Source organism: Pseudarthrobacter sp. DSP2-3-2b1 (assembly GCF_049895945.1).
Taxonomy (GTDB): Bacteria; Actinomycetota; Actinomycetes; order Actinomycetales; family Micrococcaceae; genus Arthrobacter.
Map to the genome: position 1 here is coordinate 83387 of NZ_JAFCTI010000003.1, position 17607 is coordinate 100993.

A 17607-nucleotide genomic window follows, 5' to 3' on the forward strand; every position below is an offset into this window, starting at 1 on the left:
TAAACGGCCACAAGAAACAACAGGGAGGGGACACCGTGTATTGTCCGTTCTGTCGTAATCCGGACTCCCGCGTTGTGGACAGCCGCATGGCCGACGACGGCTCAGCCATCCGGCGTCGCCGTCAGTGCCCAGAATGCGGCCGCAGGTTCACCACCGTGGAAACAACCAGCCTCTCGGTCATCAAGCGTTCCGGTGTGGGCGAGCCCTTCAGCCGGAGCAAGGTCATCAACGGAGTACGCAAGGCCTGCCAGGGCCGCCCCGTCAGCGAGGATGACCTGGCGCTCCTTGCCCAGGAGGTTGAGGAGCAGATCCGCGCCTCCGGTGCAGCGGAAATTGACGCCCACGAGGTGGGGCTGGTCATTCTTGGACCCCTGCAGAAACTCGACCAGGTGGCCTATCTGCGCTTCGCCAGCGTCTACCAGGCCTTCGAATCACTTGAGGACTTCGAGACAGCCATTGCGCTGCTCCGTCACGAGTCAGCCGAAGAGGCCCCTGAAGAAACCGTCAAGGGCACCAAGAGCTCCGAGAAGACCCCCCTGTAAAACTTCCGGTGGTGGCAGCGGAGGGGAAGCCGCTGCCGCCACCGGCACTCACGCCTATTTGGTCAGCTTGTGCTTGATGGCAATTTCGACGGCGGCGCCAACAATTCCGGCCTCATTCTTCAGCTTCGCGGGAACAATGGGGGTGCGCAGCCTGAGGTTGGGCAGGTATTCGTCGGCACGCTTGGAGATGCCGCCGCCCACGATGAAGAGTTCGGGGGAGAAGAGGAACTCGACGTGGGAGAAGTAGCGCTGCAGCAGCACGCTGTACTCATCCCAGCTGAGCCCGTCCCGCTCCCGTGCCACCGCTGAGGCCTTGCTTTCGGCGTCAAAGCCGTCAATCTCAAGGTGGCCCAGCTCAGCGTTGGGGACCAGGCGGCCGTCGAAGATGAACGCGGAACCGATTCCGGTGCCCAGGGTGATGACCAGGACGGTGCCTTCCACGCCGGCCCCGGCGCCGTAGCGGGCCTCAGCCAGCCCGGCGGCGTCGGCGTCGTTAATGACCTCAACCGGCCGGCCCAGGCGGGCGGTCAGCAGAGAGTCGATGTCAATGTTGAGCCAGCTCTTGTCCACATTGGCCGCCGAATGGACAACGCCATGCTGGATGATGCCGGGGAACGTGACGCCGACCGGCGAATCGGCCGCCGGGGCCTCCGGGCGGGCAGACAGCTCGGCCACTACCTGGGCCACTACCTCTGCGACGGCCTCAGGGGTGGCCGGCTGGGGCGTCGGCACCCGGAACCGCTCACCGAGGAGCTTGCCTTTTTTCAGGTCGACAATGCCGCCCTTGATTCCCGTTCCGCCGATGTCGATTCCGATCAGCGGGGAGTTCTTGTGCGACTTCTCGTCCTTCTTGGCCAATGTGGTTCCGTTCGTGGAAGGGCGTGCGGGGCGGCCTGGTGGCTGACCAGCACGGATTTCAGGGCAGGGTGAGGATTTCGGCGCCGGACTCGGTCACCAGCAGGGTGTGCTCGAACTGCGCCGTACGCTTGTGGTCGCGGGTGACTACCGTCCAGTCGTCCTCCCACATGTCCCATTCAACCGTACCGAGCGTCAGCATGGGTTCGATGGTGAAGACCATGCCAGCCTCGATCACTGTGTTGTAAGCGGGGGCGGCATCGTAGTGCGGGATGATGAGCCCGGTGTGGAAGGCTTCCCCGACGCCATGGCCGGTGAAGTCCCGCACCACACCGTAGCCGAAACGCTTGGCGTACGAGGCGATGGCGCGTCCGATCACATTGATTTCGCGGCCGGGAGCTACGGCCTTGATGGCCCGGTTCAGTGACTCGCGGGTGCGTTCGACGAGCAGGCGCGACTCGTCGTCGACGTCGCCTGCCAGAAAGGTGTAGTTGGTGTCGCCGTGGACGCCGTTGATGAAGGCGGTGATGTCGATGTTGATGATGTCGCCGTCCTGCACCACGGTGCTGTCCGGGATGCCGTGACAGATCACTTCATTCAGGGACGAGCACAGCGACTTGGGGAATCCGCGGTATCCGAGAGTGGACGGGTACGCCTGGTGATCCAGGAGGAATTCGTGCCCCACCTTGTCCAGCTGGTCCGTGGTCACCCCGGGTTCGATGTGTTTGCCGACCTCCACGATGGCCTGCGCGGCGATCCGGCTGGCGATCCGGATTTTTTCGACGGTTTCGGCCGACTTGATTTCCGAGCCGGTGAACCTGGCCGGGCCGGGCTTGCCCACGTACTCAGGGCGGGGGATGGACGCCGGTACAGGGAGCTGCGGGCTGACGGTTCCCCTGGTCAGGGTTCCGGTGGGTGCAGTTGAGGCTAGGGAAGGCATAGATTGATCATATAAGGGACCGCAGAACGCCAAGTAACTTCAAGCCCAACCTGTCCGCATCCGCGTATTAAGTTACGCGGATCACAGAAAGGCCGTTGCAGGCCGGAACGAGGAGCACCGATGACGGAGTACTGGTACAACGTGAACACCCACGAGGTGGAAGAAGATGCGCTCTCGGACTGGAGCCAGCTGATCGGCCCCTACAAGACGCGGGAGGAAGCTGAACACGCCCTGGAGAAGGTCCGGGCGCGGAACGAGGCCTGGGAAAAACAGGACGACCAGGACTGAGGCGCCAAGGGAGCGCGCCGGCCGTTAGAAGGAGTGCTCGGGCCCGGGGAACTGGCCTGAGCGTACGTCGTCGCCGTAGGACTTCGCGGCGTCGCTGAGGGTGCTGCGGAGATCGGCATACTGCTTGACGAACTTGGCCATCCTGCCCCCGCGGAGTCCCGCCATGTCCTGCCACACCAGAACCTGGCCGGTGGTGGCGTTGCCCGCACCGATACCCACTGTCGGCACGCTGACCGCCGCGTCCACGGCGGCAGCGGTGTCCGCCGGAACCATTTCCATCAGGACGCAGAACGCCCCCGCCTCGGCCAGCGCCACGGCGTCGTCGATCAGGCGCTGGGCGTCATCGCCGCGTCCCTGGACACGGTAGCCGCCAAGGGCGTGCTCGCTCTGCGGGGTGAAGCCGATATGGGCCATGACCGGGACGCCCGCCTGGACCATGGCGCGGACGGTTTCAGCGTAGTACCTGCCGCCCTCGATCTTGACGGCATGGGCCAAGCCTTCCTTGAGGAAACGGACGCCGGTTTCCACGCCCTGCTGTGCTGAGACTTCGTAGCTGCCGAACGGCAGGTCTGCCACTACCAGCGCCCGCTTGGCGGACCGCGCCACGGCGCGGCAGAGCGGGAGGAGCTCATCTACAGTGACGGGCAGGCTGGTCTCGTTGCCAAAAACGTTGTTGGACGCTGAATCGCCCACCAGGAGCACCTCGATGCCGGCCTGGTCAAAGATCTCCGCACTGTACTGCTCATAGGCGGTCAGCATCGCGAACCGCGTGCCGTCCCTCTTGGCCTGCTGCAGGTGGTGGATCCGCACCCTGGCAGCGAGCTTCGCGGAACCTTCCGACGACGGCGCCGGCACCTTTGCCGGGCCGTTTCCGTAAGGTGCGGGTACTTCAGCGGACGCGCTTGAGTCAGGGCTGTTGGTTGTGGCCATGCCAAGAGCGTAGTGCTGTACCGGCGCTGCAAGCTACCGGGGAGCGGGCGGAACGCCGTGATCCGCGTCATATTCGGGTGCGCCGCGGTGTTAACGCTGTGTTACGTGCGGTGCAGGCTCCCGCATTGGAGCCGATTGCTTAGTAAAGTGATGGTGAGCTGCTGCCGGCTGCCGCTTCCGCGGACCCGGGGCAAGAACGTTGACCGGAGAAGAGGCCTTCATGGACCGCCAGCAAGAGTTTGTCCTGCGCACAATCGAGGAGCGCGACGTACGGTTCGTACGCCTGTGGTTCACCGACGTCGTGGGGTCGCTCAAGTCGGTGGCTCTCGCCCCGGCCGAGGTGGAGGGCGCCTTCGAGGAAGGCCTGGGTTTCGACGGCTCCGCCATCGAGGGCCTGGCCCGGGTTTTCGAGTCCGACATGCTGGCCCAGCCGGATCCCTCCACGTTCCAGATCCTGCCGTGGCGCGGCGAGACCGAACAGACCTCGCGGATGTTCTGCGACATCCTTACCCCGGACGGCGAGCCGTCCGCCGCGGACCCGCGCAATGTCCTCAAGCGCACCCTGGCCAAGGCCGCAGACATGGGCTTCACGTGCTACACGCACCCTGAAATCGAGTTCTACCTCCTCAAGTCCCAGGATCCGGGCCCGGACGGCGCGCCGGTTCCGGTGGACGAAGGAGGCTACTTTGACCATGTCCCCGGCGGCGTGGCCCAGGACTTCCGCCGCACCGCGGTGACCATGCTGGAGTCCGTTGGCATCTCCGTGGAGTTCAGCCACCACGAGGCAGGCCCCGGCCAGAACGAAATCGACCTCCGCTACGCGGACGCCCTCCAGACCGCGGACAACATCATGACGTTCCGGACGGTCATCAAGGAAGTTGCGCTGCAGCAGGGCACCTACGCAACCTTCATGCCCAAACCCTTCACCGCGCACCCCGGGTCCGGCATGCATACCCACTTCTCGTTGTTCGAGGGTGACACTAACGCTTTCTACGAGGCAGGCGCCGAATACCAGCTGTCCAAAACAGCACGCCAGTTCATCGCCGGAGTCCTTAAGCACGCGCCGGAGTTCACGGCCGTGACCAACCAGTTCGTCAACTCTTACAAGCGGCTCTGGGGCGGCGGGGAAGCACCCAGCTACCTGAGCTGGGGCCACAACAACCGTTCTGCACTGGTACGGGTGCCGCTGTACAAGCCCGGCAAGGGCCAGTCGGCGCGCATCGAGTACCGCGGGATCGACTCCGCAGCCAACCCCTACCTCGCCTACGCAGTTCTGCTTGGCGCGGGCCTGAAGGGAATCGAAGAGGGCTATGACCTCCCGGCAGCTGCCGAGGACGATGTCTGGTCGCTCAGCTCCGCCGAACGCCGTGCGATGGGGCATGACCCCCTGCCGGCGAGCCTCCACGATGCCATCCGTTCCATGGAGGATTCGGACCTGATGCCGCAGATCCTGGGTGAGCAGGTCTTTGAGCACTTCCTGCGCAACAAGCGTGCCGAATGGCAGGACTACAGGCTCCAGGTCACGCCGTACGAACTGCAGCGCAACCTGGGCATTCTCTAGGCGGCGGCTTTGAGCCTTGCCCGCCGCCTCATCTCTGCCGGCTTCAGTGACCTGGAGAAGGGCGAGCGGTTCCTCGCTGCCGCGGAACTGGACGGGCTGGACCAGGACAGGATCTTCGCCGGACTGGCGATGGCGGCAAACCCGGACACCGCCCTGCAGTCCCTGGTCAGGCTGATTGAAAAGCACCCGGCGCTCCGGGACCTGGCTGCGGCTGATCCGGAGACCAGCGAGCCGCTCTACCGGGTGCTGGGGGCCTCGGAAGCCCTGGGGGAGTTCCTTATCCGGCATCCGGAGCACCTCGTGGCGTTCGAGGTAACGGCAAGCCCCGAACCAAGCCCGGCGGACCCGGAACAACTCCGTGCAACGCTGCTCACCTCCGTGCGGGCTGACCCAGGGTCAGCGCGCCCGGTGGCTGGAATAACGGGAGCTGAAGCCTACGCGGCGCTGCGAACGGCCTACCGTCGCGGGGTGGTGGATCTTGCGGTCAAGGATCTTTGTGCGGTTGACCCGCTGGACTTCATGCCCGCAGTGGGGGCGGAACTTGCCGATCTGGCGGGTGCCGCCATCGAGGCCGCGCTGGCCGTATCCAGGGCCGAAGCGGCGGAGCAGTTCACCGCTGAGGAAGTGGCCGGCGTCGGCCTTGCCGTTATCGGCATGGGCAAATGCGGAGCCCGCGAACTGAACTACATTTCCGACGTCGACGTCATTTACGTGATGGACGCCGGGGACCTTGACGACGCCCGCGCCAGCACAGTTGGTACGGCATTGGCCACCGGCATCTCCCGGGCCATTTTCTCCGTGGCGCGCGAGCCGGGCCTGTGGGAAGTGGATGCCAACCTGCGGCCGGAGGGCAAATCGGGACCGCTGGTCCGCACGTTGGCCTCCCATGAAAGCTACTACGCCCGCTGGGCCGAGAGCTGGGAATTCCAGGCGCTGCTGAAGGCCCGGACCATCGCCGGGGACAAGGATCTGGGGGAGCGCTACGAACAAGCGGTGGCGCCCCTGATCTGGAGTTCCGCCGGCCGTGACGGGTTCGTCGAATCGGTGCAGGCCATGCGCCGCCGGGTAACCGAACACATCCCTGCGGCCGAGGAACAGCGGCAGATCAAGCTTGGCCGCGGCGGCCTCCGCGACGTCGAGTTCACCGTGCAGCTGCTGCAGCTGGTGCACGGAAAATCCGACGAGTCGCTGCGCCGCCGGGACACCACCTCGGCGATTGCGGCCCTTTCCGCCGGCGGCTACATCGGCCGTACCGACGCCGCCGCATTCGATCATGCCTACCGGTACCTGCGGCTCCTGGAACACCGGATCCAGTTGTTCCAGCTCCGCCGGACACACCTGATGCCCGTGAACGAGGCTGCCCTGCGCGCTCTGGCGAAGGCGGTCCTTGGGCCGTTTTCGAACGACCGGCCGCCACCGGACGCCCTGTTGGCCGCCTGGCAGAAGACCAAGCGTTCAGTCCGGGAACTGCACGAACGCATCTTCTACCGGCCGCTGCTCAATACCGCCGCCAAGCTCAGCACCGAGGACGCCAGGCTGACTCCGGAGGCAGCGCAGGGCCGCCTTGCCGCGCTTGGTTACAGCGACCCCCGCGGGGCGATGCGGCACATCGAGGCGCTCACTGCGGGTGTCAGCAGGCGGGCCGCGCTGCAACGCCAGCTGTTGCCGATTTTGCTGGACTGGCTCGCCGAAGGTGTTGATCCCGACGCCGGGCTCCTTGCGTTCCGACGCGTCAGCGAGGCACTGGGCACCACCCACTGGTACCTGGGCATGCTCCGTGATTCCACAGCGGCCGCCGAGCGGCTGTGCCACGTCCTCTCCAACTCCAGGCTGATTGCGGACCTTCTGGAGGTGTCGCCGGAATCGGTGGCCTGGCTGGGCAATGACAAGGATCTTGCACCCCTGGGCTTTGAGGCACAGTGGCAGGAGATCACGTCCAAGATGTCCCGCCACTCGGACCCGGAGAGCGCGATGCGGCTGATCCGGCTGATCCGGCGCCGGGAGATCCTCAGGATTGCCATTGCGGATTCCGCCGGACTGCTCAGCCAGGAGCAGGTGGGCATGGAACTCGCCAGCACCGACCGGGCGGCCGTACTGGGCGCCCTGCGTGTAGCCGAAGGCATCGCTTCCGCTGATGGGCCGCTGAAGACTGCAGTGCTGGTGGTTGCCATGGGCCGGCAGGGCGGCCGGGAGATCGGCTACGGCTCCGACGCGGACGTGATGTACGTCCACCGGGCGCTCCCTGGCCACTCCGAGGAGGAGGCACAGGAACAGGCCCAGCGGATCGTTTCCTCGCTCTCCAACCTCCTGACCCAGCCGCTCAAGCCGGCCATCATGGCCGAGCGGGTCCTGCAGATGGACGCTGACCTGCGGCCGGAGGGCAAGAACGGCGCCATGGTACGGTCCCTGGATTCATTTGCGGAATACTACCGCCGGTGGTCCCTGATCTGGGAGGCGCAGGCGTTGCTCCGGGCCCGGCCGATGGCCGGAGACGACGCTTTGGCCCAAGACTTCCTGGCACTGATAGACCCGATCAGGTACCCCGCAACCATTTCAGAGAACGACGTCAGGGAGGTTCGCCGGGTTAAGGCACGGGTGGAATCAGAGCGACTGCCGCGAGGCGCCGATCCTGCCCGCCACCTGAAGCTCGGCCGCGGCGGGCTCAGCGACGTCGAGTGGCTGGTGCAGCTGCTTCAGCTCCAGCATGCAGGCAAGCACCATGAGCTGCGGACAACGTCCACGATCGAAGCACTTGATGCGGCTGCTGCCCTGCACCTGCTCTCCGGGGCCGATGCGAAGCTGCTTGCCGACGCGTGGCGGCTCGCCAGCAGGATCCGTTCGGCCAACGTTATCTGGAACGGCAAAGCTTCGGATCTTCTGCCCTCCTCACGGCGGGATCTCGAGGCGGTGGCACGCTGGTGCGGCTACGAACCGGGGCATGCGGCCGCGCTGGAGGAGGACTACCTCCGCCTGAGCCGGCGGGCACGCGCTGTGTTCGAACGGGTGTTCTACGGTCACTAGCCGGTTGCCTCGCGTCCGTCCCGCCGGGCTGCAGACAGCCACGGCGGACCGGTGCTAACTTGGGGGCCATGGCTACCCAAATCTATGTGAACCTTCCCGTCAAGGACCTCAAGCGGTCGGTGGACTTTTTTACGGCCCTGGGCTTCTCCTTCAACCCGGACTACACGGATGAGAATGCCACCTGCATGATCATCAACGAGAACGCCTTTGTCATGCTCCTGGTGGAAGGATTCTTCAAGACCTTCACGTCCAAGGACGTGGCCGATGCCACCGGTGCCACCGAGGCCATCACCGCTTTCTCCGTGGACAGCAAGGAAGCTGTGGACGAGACGGTGCGCAAGGCCCTTGCCGCGGGCGGCAGGCCGTCCCAGGAGGTCCAGGACTACGGGTTTATGTACAACCACAGTTTCCAGGACCCGGACGGGCACCTCTGGGAAGTGTTGTGGATGGATCCGGCGGGCCCGCCTGCGGACGAGTCCGCTCCCGCCGCCGACGAGGGCCGCTGACCTGGGACGAACGCCTGCTTCTGTTTGGCTGATTGCCCTTGATGACCTCGACGCCGATTCCCTCGCCATCCAGCTCGGTGAGGTCGCCGGCCTCGAACTCTCGCCGGGCCAAAGCACCTTTGTTGGTGACCCGCTCCGGATGGCACTGGCAGGACTGGCCGAGGACTCGCGGTTTCCTTATGTCATCGAGGCGGACGGTTACGCCGTCGGCGTGCTGACCCTGCAGGCCGGTGCGGCGGGCCTTGCCGGCTGGCCGGACGAGCATTCCGCCTGGTTGCTCCGCGGATTCCTCATTGACCGGCGCCACCAGGGCAAAGGTCTCGGCCCTCTGGCCGCGGCGTCCGCCGTGGACACCGCTGCGAAACTGACCGCACGGCTGGGAACGGCCGAGGCCGGCGTCGTCCTTTCCGTCAACGAGGGAAATCCGGCGGGGCTGTCCGCGTACCGGCGTGCGGGCTTTGAAGACCGTGGGCAATATCTGGGCGGCGGTTCCGGTCCGCAGCGGACCATGTACCGGGCGTTCGCGGAATAACACGTACTCCAACGTAAACATCCGTCCACGACACCCGGGATGCATTTGCCTGACGGCCCGCATTGGCACATCATGTGGATTGGCGGTGTTCCCACACCTTGTTGGGGGGAAGGCTAAAACAGTCTTCGTCTCGGGGGCACACGTCAGGGGGCCGGCTCCTGGTCTCAGCACGTCTGGAGCCGGCCTCCGCCTTAACAGCAAAAAGTCCGCCCGGCTGCAAAGCAAAACTTGCAGCCGGGCGGACTTTTGATGGACTGAACGTGCTCAGCCCAGGGGGTTGCTAGACGCCGTAGTAGAGCTCGAACTCGTACGGGTTCGGGCGCAGGGACAGCGGGCGGATCTCGTACTCGTACTTGTACTCAATCCAGGTGTCGATCAGGTCCTGCGTGAACACGCCGCCGGCCTGGAGGAACTCGTTGTCCTCAGCCAGGGCCTCCAGGGCTTCCTCGAGGGTGCCGGGGGCCTTGGGGATGTCCTTGGCTTCCTCGGCGGGGAGCTCGTAGAGGTCCTTGTCGATCGGAGCCGGCGGTTCGATGCGGTTGCGGATGCCGTCGATGCCGGCCATCAGCTGGGCGGCGAACGCCAGGTACGGGTTGGAGGAGGGGTCCGGAGCGCGGAACTCGATGCGCTTGGCCTTGGGGTTCGAACCCGTGATCGGGATACGGATACCGGCGGAGCGGTTGCCCTGCGAGTAAACCATGTTGACCGGAGCTTCGAAGCCCTTGACCAGGCGGCGGTAGGAGTTCACCGTCGGGTTGGTGAATGCCAGCACGGCGGAGGAGTGCTTCAGCAGGCCGCCGATGTACCAGCGGGCGGTGTCGGACAGGCCGGCGTAGCCCTTTTCGTCGTAGAACAGCGGCTCGCCGTTGGTCCACAGCGACTGGTGGCAGTGCATGCCCGAGCCGTTGTCACCGAAGACGGGCTTCGGCATGAAGGTCACAGACTTGCCCCAGGCGTCGGCAGTGTTCTTGACGACGTACTTGAACTTCTGGAGATCGTCTGCGGCGTGGGTCAGCGTGGTGAACTTGTAGTTGATTTCAGCCTGGCCGGCGGAACCGACTTCGTGGTGGCTGCGCTCGACCTCAAGGCCTGCTTCGTCCAGGGCGACACACATGGCGTCGCGGAGGTCGGCCTGCTTGTCGGTGGGGGAAACCGGGAAGTAGCCGCCCTTGATGGGGGTCTTGTAGCCGAGGTTTCCGCCCTCTTCTTCGCGTCCGGTGTTCCAGTGTGCTTCTTCGGAGTCGATCTTGTAGAAGCTGCCCTCCGGGGAGGACCGGTACTGGACGTTGTCGAAGACGAAGAACTCGGCCTCGGGAGCGAAGAACGCGGTGTCTGCGATGCCGGTGGACGCGAGATAGGCCTCAGCCTTCTCGGCTACGCCGCGGGGGTCGCGGTGGTAGGGGTCTCCGGTGCGGGGGTTGACGATGGAGAAGTTCAGCGCCAGCGTCTTTTCCATGCGGAAGGTGTCCACGAATGCAGTGGTGACGTCCGGGATGAGCTGCATGTCGGATTCGGCAATGCCCTGGAAGCCGCGGATGGAGGATCCGTCGAACAGTTGGCCGTTGACGAAGAAGTCCGCGTCCACGCTCTTGGCCGGAACGTTGAAGTGCTGCTGCACACCCGGGAGATCGGTGAAGCGGATATCGACGAACTTGATATCTTCGTCCTTGATGTACTTGAGGACTTCGTCCGCATTCTTGAACATCTATGCTCCTTACGCATATGTAATATCTGGCTGCAAGCCATCTGGTCCAGCGCAATCCGAAGGGCAGGGAGACAATGTTTCCCTGCTTGGGGTTTGCTTGAAACTGCACCAAGCCTATGGACAAGGCATTTCCCGTCCATGTCCACATTGTTTCGGGCAGGTTACAGAATGCCCTGATGGGGCAACGCTAGCGGGTGTCCAAAGTGTGGTCCAGCGGGTTCCACTCTGTGAGCGGCGGTGAGTTCGTTCGAGCCCCTGCCGCTTCACGGGACGCGCGGGGACAGCGAGGCAGACTCGGTAAGCTTGGACAGTGGTAGATCGCAAAGACATTGGCTCCTGGCTCAGCGGACCGGACACGTCCGGCATTTCCAAGTACCCGGGGGAGCGGCTGGGGCTTCCCGAGTCCGGGCCGGGATCCATCGCAAGGGCCGGCCGGCGCATTGTGGCGATTCTCGTCGACTGGGGAATCGCCCTGCTGATCAGCAATGCAGCGTTCGGTGGCGACTCCTGGGCCACCCTGGCCATCTTCGCCGCTGAACAGATGCTGCTGGTGGGCACCCTGGGTTACAGCATCGGCCACCGGCTGGTTGGGATCCATGTGGTCCGGCTTGGCGGCGGTCCCGCAGGACCCCTCGCCGGTGCTGTCAGGGCGGTGCTACTGTGCCTGGTGATTCCCGCTGTAATCTTCGATCCGGACCACCGCGGCCTGCATGACAAAGCCATGAACACCATCCTGGTCCGCAGGTAGCTCCGGAGCTGGCTCTGAAGGTAACTTCAGCGGCGCGGGTCAGACCGTTGCGTTGTCCTTGGCGCCGGCTTCCGTGGCGTCTTTGGCAGCCGCGCGGGGCGTGAGGTAGCCGCGTTTTCCGGCCCACCGCTCAAAAGCGACGGTGGCAAAGGGGAATACCGCCGACAGCCCGGCGAAAAACGCCACGGCGAACGGCCACCGCTGGAGCCGCCACAGAACCAGCGCGGCGATGCCGTACCCCACAAAAAGTGCACCGTGTACCGGGCCGGCCAGTTCCACGCCTACCTCGGTGGTGCGCGCGATCCACTTGAAGTACATGCCCGTCAGCAGCGCGGCCCAGCTGAATGCTTCGGCGACGGCCAAAATGCGAAAGGCCCGGATCGCAAAGGTCTTATTGGTAATCGTCACGCGGTGTCTTCCAATCTCATTCGTTCGAATGTCACAGGATGTTCCCACCCGGACAAAAAACCGCCCCGGTTCCAGCCGAGCCGGAACCGGGGCGGTCCAATGGTTCTAGCGTCCGCGGTTGGGACGCGCCTTGTAGGGATCAATTCCCTTGGGAATAGGGAGGCGGTTGCCAAGGGAGGAGATGCGCTTGGAAACAGCGTTGACCTCCAGCTTGGTCAGTTCCTTCTTCAGTTTGGTCATCTTCTTGGCCACCTGGCTGATGGGAACCTGGCCCTCGGCGCGGCCGCTTTCAATCACATGGACAGTGACGTTCGGAAGGATGCGGGCAAGGCGTTTGCGCTCGGCATCGAGCATCGGCTTGACGCGGACAGTGGGGCCTTCGCTGACAAGGACCACGCCGGGGCGGCCGATGGCACGGAAGACGGCGTCCTGGGTGCGGGGGTTCACAGCAACGGGCTGGTCCTCGGTGATCCAGCCGCGCTTGAGCGTGCCCAAAGCTGCGCCTGAGGCGCCGGGCTGGTTCTCGATCTGCGCGAAGGCGGCGCGTTCTGCCCGCCGGGAGAGGATGAAGGTTGCGCCGAGCAGGCCCAGCGGGATGCCGATGATAAGGCCGGTGATCCAGTTCTCCAGCCAGAAGCCCACCAGGAAGCTGAGCGCCACAACGCCCAGGAACACCAGCAGCATCAGCCACGGGACCATGGGGTCATGCCGGCGGGTCATGTTGAAGACTTCGCCGATCTGCTTGAGCCGGCTGGGCTTTTTGACCTTCGCTACTTTGGGCTTGCGCGAGAAGAGGCCACGCTTCGGGGCGTCTTCAGCCGCGGGCGTTGTGTTACTGGAATCAGGGGATTTCGCCATAGTGCCACAATTCTACGCGATTTAAGCCTGAAGGCCGGACGCCGGGAATGGCCCGGTGCCGGCCCTCAGGAATGGAAGATGCAGGCTCAGGCCCGGGCTGCGAGCAGTGAGCTGGCTTCCTGGCGGGTGCTGCCGGAGGACTCGATGTGGGCGAGTTCGGCGGGGATTTCCCAGCCTTTCTTCCGCATCGCGGTGGCCCACAGCCGGCCCGCACGGTACGAGGACCGGACCAACGGACCACTCATCACACCGAGGAAGCCGAGCTCGGTGGCCTCGTCCTGGAGGTCCACGAATTCCTGCGGCTTGACCCAGCGGTCCACCGGCAGGTGCCGCTCGGACGGGCGCAGGTACTGGGTGATGGTGATCAGGTCACACCCTGCCTCATGCAGGTCCTTGAGGGCTTCGGAGATTTCCTCGCGGGTCTCGCCCATGCCCAGGATCAGGTTGGACTTGGTCACCATGCCCAGGGCCCGGCCCTGGGTGATCACGTCAAGGGACCGCTCATACCGGAAGGCCGGCCGGATCCGCTTGAAAATCCGCGGGACCGTCTCCACGTTGTGCGCGAACACCTCAGGCTTCGAATCGCAGATCGCCGCGATGTGCTCGGGTTTGCCGGAGAAGTCAGGGATCAGCAGCTCCACACCGGTGCCCGGGTTCAGCTCATGGATCTTCCGGACCGTTTCCGCGTACAGCCACACCCCCTCATCGGCGAGGTCATCCCGGGCCACCCCCGTCACCGTGGCGTAGCGCAGCTGCATCGCCAGGACCGAGCGGGCCACCTTCGTGGGCTCGAACATGTCCACCGGGGACGGCTTACCGGTATCGATCTGGCAGAAATCACACCGCCTGGTGCACTCGGACCCGCCAATCAGGAACGTGGCCTCCTTGTCCTCCCAGCACTCAAAAATGTTCGGGCAGCCGGCCTCCTCACACACCGTGTGCAAGCCTTCCTTCTTGACCAGGTTCTTCAGCTGCACATACTCCGGGCCCATCTGGACCTTCGCCTTGATCCACTCAGGCTTCCGCTCCACGGGAACCGCCGAGTTACGCTGCTCAACCCGGAGCAGCTTGCGGCCTTCTGGTGCCAGTGTCATCGGAGAGCTCCTTCGTGGGTGGCGACTAGTGCGTCTTCATTTTTCTGCAGTTCTTCGGTGACGCGAGCAACGAGGTCCGCGGGGGTGACATCGAGGCCGGTCTCCTGCGCGATGGTGGTCACGCGGGCGTCGGTGATGCCGCAGGCAATGATCTGGCCATAGGGGGCCAGATCGTTGTTGCAGTTGATCGCGAACCCGTGCATGGTCACGCCTTCGCTGACGCGGATGCCGATGGCCGCGATCTTGCGGGCAGGCCCTTTGGCGTCAGCGTTGAGCCAGACCCCTGCCCTGCCCTTGATCCGCTCAGCCACGATGCCGTAGTCAGCCAGGACGGCGATGATCACAGCTTCCAGGCGTTCAACGTAATCGCGGATTCCTGCCGGGTTTTTCAGTTTGATGATGGGATACCCCACCAGCTGTCCGGGGCCGTGCCAGGTCAGCTTGCCGCCGCGGTCCACGGCCACCACGGGGGTTCCGTCGAAGGGGCGTTCGTGGTCCTCGGTGCGCTTGCCTGCGGTGTACACGGCGGCATGCTCCAGCAGGAGCACCGTGCTGGGGGCAGTGCCGGCCAGGACGGCGTCGTGGAATTCGCGCTGGAGGTCCCAGCCGCGCGAATATTCTACGAAGTCCGGGGCAAGACCCACCTGTGAAAACTCAAGAGTCATGCCTTCCAGCTTAGACCCCGGGCAGCGGCGCCTCCCTTTAAGTGTCAAACCTCTCACCGAACCGCTGAGGCGGGCTCTGGAGGCGGCCAGGTCCGGCCTGGCCTGTGGATAACTTCTGCAGGGGCGCCGGGATTCCGTTAGACATGAGTCATGACAAACATCACTGTCCCGGAGGTCCCCGGTTTTGAGGTGGGGCGTGTGCTGGGCCGGGGCGGAAGCGCAACCGTGTGGCTTGTCACCGAGGAGAAGACCGGCCGCGATTTCGCGCTGAAATGTCTCGGGAGCGCGGGCGGTACCCGGGCCCGGGTCAGGGTGGCCGGGCTTCCCGGTCCGGCGGGTGAGGAAGCCATCCGCCGGGAAATCCGCATCCTCTCCGTTCTGGACCATCAGCATCTCATCAAGGCCCATGACGCCGTCCACTTCGTCGGGTCACGGGGCTCAGGGGAGTCCGGCGGTGGAACAGGCCTGCTCCTGGATTATGCGCCAGGTGGCTCGCTGGCGGATTTGGTGGGCAGCCGGGGGAAGCTCACGGTTGGGGAGACGGTGACGGTCCTGACTCCCATTGCCCAGGTACTTGGCTATCTTCACGGCAAAGGATTTACCCATGGCGATGTCTCGCCCGGGAACGTCCTGTTTACGGGACACGGGAAGCCGATGCTCTCCGACGTCGGCATCGCCAGGATGGTGGGAGATGTTGCCTCTGTGCCGGACCACGGCACCGCAGGGTTTATGGACCCCGCACCGGTGGACGCTGTCCGGGCCGGACTGCAGCCGGAGCGTGATGTCTACGCCGTGGCTGCCCTCGGGTGGTACTGCCTGACAGGGGAGCCGCCCCGGCGGACGGCAGACCGGCCGCCCATGTCACTGCTGCTCCCGGACGTTCCCCCCGAGCTCGCCGCAGCCTTGGAGGCGGGCCTCAACGAGGACAGGCGGCTGCGGCCTACGGCCGTTGAGCTGGCGACGGCGGTCTACCGGAGTGCGCCGCCGCTGCCGGTGGACCTTGCCTCCTCAGTCCACCCCACAGTCCTCCCTCAGTTACTGACCCGGCGACGCGTTCCGGAGCGACGCGGGGACGCGGTCCGCAACGGTTTCCGGGCGTGCGGCCGCAGGATCTCGACGTCGCGCTGGTCCGGCCTGGTCCGGGCTCACCAGGTTCTCCCGTTTCCGCAGGGCGAGCATGCGGTACCGCCACAGCGCCGGACGGAGGGCGTGGCCCGCCGCAAACACGCCCGGGCCGCCACAAGGGGACCAGGCCGGGGGACCGTGCTGCTGGCTGCGGGGGCCGCCGCAATGGTCGCCGCGGCAATCTGGACAGCCAGCGCCTTCGGGCCCGGGGGACCATGGGCGGCGGAGGCAGGGTCCGGTGCACTGCCGGTCAGTTCGGAAGCCGCCAAGGGCGGGGACGCAACAGGCAGCCAAGACGCTGCTGGGAACGGCCCCAAGCCGGCGGACTCCCTGATGCCTGAGGAGGTCACCACGCAGTTGCACTCGACTGACCCTGCTGAGGCCGTCCGGGGGCTGGCCGCCGCGCGGTCCCTGGCGCTCAGCTCCGGCCGCCTTGAGCTTCTGGATCTCGTCAACGCCCCGGGCTCCGCTGCCTCGGTGGCGGACACGCGCATCAGGGACGAACTTCAGGCATCGGGAAACATCCTCGCCGGGTTCACCAGTACGGTCTCGGATCTGCAGGTCCAGCCTGGAAGTTCCGCCGGCCAGGCAGTCGTGGCGGTCACTTCCGCCACGTCGTCCTATGAGGAAAGGGACGGTTCCGGGGCCTTGGTGGCCAGCGCTCCGGAGGGAGCGGAGCAACAGCTCCGCCTCGTGCTGGTTGCTGTCGATGGGAAGTGGCGGATCACCGATGTTTTGCCGGGGCTCTGAACCCCCGGCCCGCCCTTAAGCCAGACGCTTCTGAGCAGGAGGCCGTCAGCCAAGACTGCCGCCTACGTGCCAGACCCAGCCGCCTGCCTGCCAGACCCAGCCGCCTGCCTGCCAGACCCAGCCTCCTGCCTGCCGGTGCGCAGCGCCCTCAGCCCTTTGCGGCAACCCACGCGGTGGCCTGGGAAAGGGTTGGGTGCTTCCACGTGAAGCCTGCCTCAGCCAGGGCCGTCGGCTCCATCCGCTGGCTGCCCAGCAGGAGTTCGTTGGCCAGCTTACCCATCACCAGCCGCAGGACCGGCGCCGGAACACGGAACAGCGCAGGCCGGTGGAGCGCCGCGGCCAGGTTTGCAATGAGGGCATTGACGTCCGCAGCCTCGGGGGCGCAGACGTTGACCGGGCCTGATACCGGGGATTCGAGCAGGAAGCTGAACGCTGAGGACACATCGGGAAGCGAAATCCAGGGCCAGTGCTGGCGGCCGTTGCCCAGCGGACCTCCTACGCCAAGCCGAAGCAACGGCATGAGCCGGCCCAACGCGCCTCCTCTCCTGCTGAGGACTACGCCCGTCCGGGGCGTGACTACCCGGACTCCGGCCGGGGCACCATGGGCGGCTGCTTCCCACTCGCTGCAGATCTGCGCCATGATCCCAGTGCCGTTCGGGGAACTTTCGCGAAGGACCGCCGCTCCGCGATCACCGTAATAGTTGGAGCCCGACTGGCTGACGAAAACCTTGGGCGGGCTGTCCACTTTTGCCATCACCGAGGCCAGGGTCCGGGTGGGGTCCAGCCGTGACCGGAACAGTTCGTCAATCCGGGCGCGGGTCCAGGGCCGGTCTCCAATGCCGGCGCCGGAAAGGTTGATCACGGCATCCGCGCCCTCAAGGTGGGCCGGGTCAAGCTCCCCGGCGGCCGGGTCCCAGCGCAGTTCCAATGGTGAAGCGGGCGCCCGCCGCACCAGGCGGAGGACCTCGTGGCCGTTCGAACGCAGGTGGGCGGCCATGTGGCTTCCGATGAGGCCTGAAGCTCCGGCCATGATGATTCGCATGTTCCATCTCACCACGCCTGGAACAGCGGCGGAACCT

At 65.3% G+C, this 17607-nt stretch carries 17 protein-coding genes; 8 read left to right on the top strand and 9 right to left on the bottom strand.

Translation table 11 applies throughout. The features are described from left to right. The first annotated feature begins 35 nt into the window (after window positions 1–35). Window positions 36–542 carry a transcriptional regulator NrdR gene (gene nrdR, locus ACP7AX_RS05480; protein ID WP_131681800.1) on the top strand — a complete coding sequence of 169 codons (507 nt, stop codon included), beginning with the start codon at window positions 36–38 and terminating at the stop codon, window positions 540–542. Between the two features lie 54 nt (window positions 543–596). Here nrdR and ppgK read toward each other — a convergent pair whose 3' ends face one another. Together ppgK and map are read right to left on the bottom strand one after the other, a co-directional pair. Then, window positions 597–1400, bottom strand: a complete 804-nt coding sequence (gene ppgK, locus ACP7AX_RS05485; protein ID WP_131681799.1) for a polyphosphate--glucose phosphotransferase — start codon at window positions 1398–1400, stop codon at window positions 597–599. A 58-nt stretch (window positions 1401–1458) separates the two neighbouring features. Continuing rightward, the gene (gene map / locus ACP7AX_RS05490) at window positions 1459–2337 is read right to left on the bottom strand and encodes a type I methionyl aminopeptidase (protein WP_426225680.1); all 879 of its coding nucleotides are present in this window, start codon (window positions 2335–2337) and stop codon (window positions 1459–1461) included. Between the two features lie 120 nt (window positions 2338–2457). Here map and ACP7AX_RS05495 point away from each other — a divergent pair, with 120 nt between their 5' ends. Next, entirely contained in the window at window positions 2458–2625 is a 168-nt protein-coding gene (locus ACP7AX_RS05495; RefSeq protein WP_131681797.1) for an SPOR domain-containing protein, read from the top strand. 24 nt (window positions 2626–2649) lie between these two features. Here ACP7AX_RS05495 and panB read toward each other — a convergent pair whose 3' ends face one another. Further along, window positions 2650–3555, bottom strand: a complete 906-nt coding sequence (panB, locus tag ACP7AX_RS05500; RefSeq protein WP_426225681.1) for a 3-methyl-2-oxobutanoate hydroxymethyltransferase — start codon at window positions 3553–3555, stop codon at window positions 2650–2652. 220 nt (window positions 3556–3775) lie between these two features. Here panB and glnA (ACP7AX_RS05505) point away from each other — a divergent pair, with 220 nt between their 5' ends. From glnA (ACP7AX_RS05505) to ACP7AX_RS05520, 4 genes are all read left to right on the top strand, one after another. Then, the gene (gene glnA / locus ACP7AX_RS05505) at window positions 3776–5116 is read left to right on the top strand and encodes a type I glutamate--ammonia ligase (RefSeq protein ID WP_131681795.1); all 1341 of its coding nucleotides are present in this window, start codon (window positions 3776–3778) and stop codon (window positions 5114–5116) included. 9 nt (window positions 5117–5125) lie between these two features. Beyond that, window positions 5126–8137, top strand: a complete 3012-nt coding sequence (locus ACP7AX_RS05510) for a bifunctional [glutamine synthetase] adenylyltransferase/[glutamine synthetase]-adenylyl-L-tyrosine phosphorylase (RefSeq protein ID WP_426225682.1) — start codon at window positions 5126–5128, stop codon at window positions 8135–8137. 68 nt (window positions 8138–8205) lie between these two features. After that, the gene (locus ACP7AX_RS05515; RefSeq protein ID WP_426225683.1) at window positions 8206–8643 is read left to right on the top strand and encodes a VOC family protein; all 438 of its coding nucleotides are present in this window, start codon (window positions 8206–8208) and stop codon (window positions 8641–8643) included. A 1-nt stretch (window position 8644) separates the two neighbouring features. Beyond that, window positions 8645–9175, top strand: a complete 531-nt coding sequence (locus tag ACP7AX_RS05520; protein ID WP_131681910.1) for a GNAT family N-acetyltransferase — start codon at window positions 8645–8647, stop codon at window positions 9173–9175. Between the two features lie 280 nt (window positions 9176–9455). Here ACP7AX_RS05520 and glnA (ACP7AX_RS05525) read toward each other — a convergent pair whose 3' ends face one another. Then, window positions 9456–10880 carry a type I glutamate--ammonia ligase gene (glnA, locus tag ACP7AX_RS05525; protein WP_131681792.1) on the bottom strand — a complete coding sequence of 475 codons (1425 nt, stop codon included), beginning with the start codon at window positions 10878–10880 and terminating at the stop codon, window positions 9456–9458. A 310-nt stretch (window positions 10881–11190) separates the two neighbouring features. Here glnA (ACP7AX_RS05525) and ACP7AX_RS05530 point away from each other — a divergent pair, with 310 nt between their 5' ends. Continuing rightward, window positions 11191–11628, top strand: coding sequence for an RDD family protein (locus tag ACP7AX_RS05530; protein WP_131681791.1), 438 nt, complete (start codon window positions 11191–11193; stop codon window positions 11626–11628). Window positions 11629–11667: 39 nt separating this feature from the next. Here ACP7AX_RS05530 and ACP7AX_RS05535 read toward each other — a convergent pair whose 3' ends face one another. The 4 genes from ACP7AX_RS05535 to lipB form a co-directional block, all read right to left on the bottom strand. Then, window positions 11668–12030, bottom strand: a complete 363-nt coding sequence (locus ACP7AX_RS05535) for a DUF3817 domain-containing protein (RefSeq protein ID WP_426225831.1) — start codon at window positions 12028–12030, stop codon at window positions 11668–11670. Between the two features lie 111 nt (window positions 12031–12141). After that, the gene (locus tag ACP7AX_RS05540; RefSeq protein WP_426225684.1) at window positions 12142–12894 is read right to left on the bottom strand and encodes a DUF4191 domain-containing protein; all 753 of its coding nucleotides are present in this window, start codon (window positions 12892–12894) and stop codon (window positions 12142–12144) included. Between the two features lie 86 nt (window positions 12895–12980). Beyond that, a complete protein-coding gene (gene lipA, locus ACP7AX_RS05545) occupies window positions 12981–13988 on the bottom strand; it encodes a lipoyl synthase (RefSeq protein WP_131681788.1) in 1008 nt (335 codons plus the stop codon). Continuing rightward, a complete protein-coding gene (gene lipB / locus ACP7AX_RS05550) occupies window positions 13985–14653 on the bottom strand; it encodes a lipoyl(octanoyl) transferase LipB (RefSeq protein ID WP_426225685.1) in 669 nt (222 codons plus the stop codon). The genes lipA and lipB overlap by 4 nt, the downstream gene beginning before the upstream one ends. A 150-nt stretch (window positions 14654–14803) precedes the next feature. Between lipB and ACP7AX_RS05555 the strand changes: the two genes are divergently transcribed. Further along, entirely contained in the window at window positions 14804–16528 is a 1725-nt protein-coding gene (locus tag ACP7AX_RS05555) for a protein kinase domain-containing protein (protein WP_426225686.1), read from the top strand. Between the two features lie 148 nt (window positions 16529–16676). Here ACP7AX_RS05555 and ACP7AX_RS05560 read toward each other — a convergent pair whose 3' ends face one another. Further along, on the bottom strand, window positions 16677–17570 hold the full coding sequence (locus ACP7AX_RS05560) for a TIGR01777 family oxidoreductase (RefSeq protein WP_131681784.1): 894 nt from the start codon (window positions 17568–17570) through the stop codon (window positions 16677–16679). Between the last annotated feature and the right edge of the window lie 37 nt (window positions 17571–17607).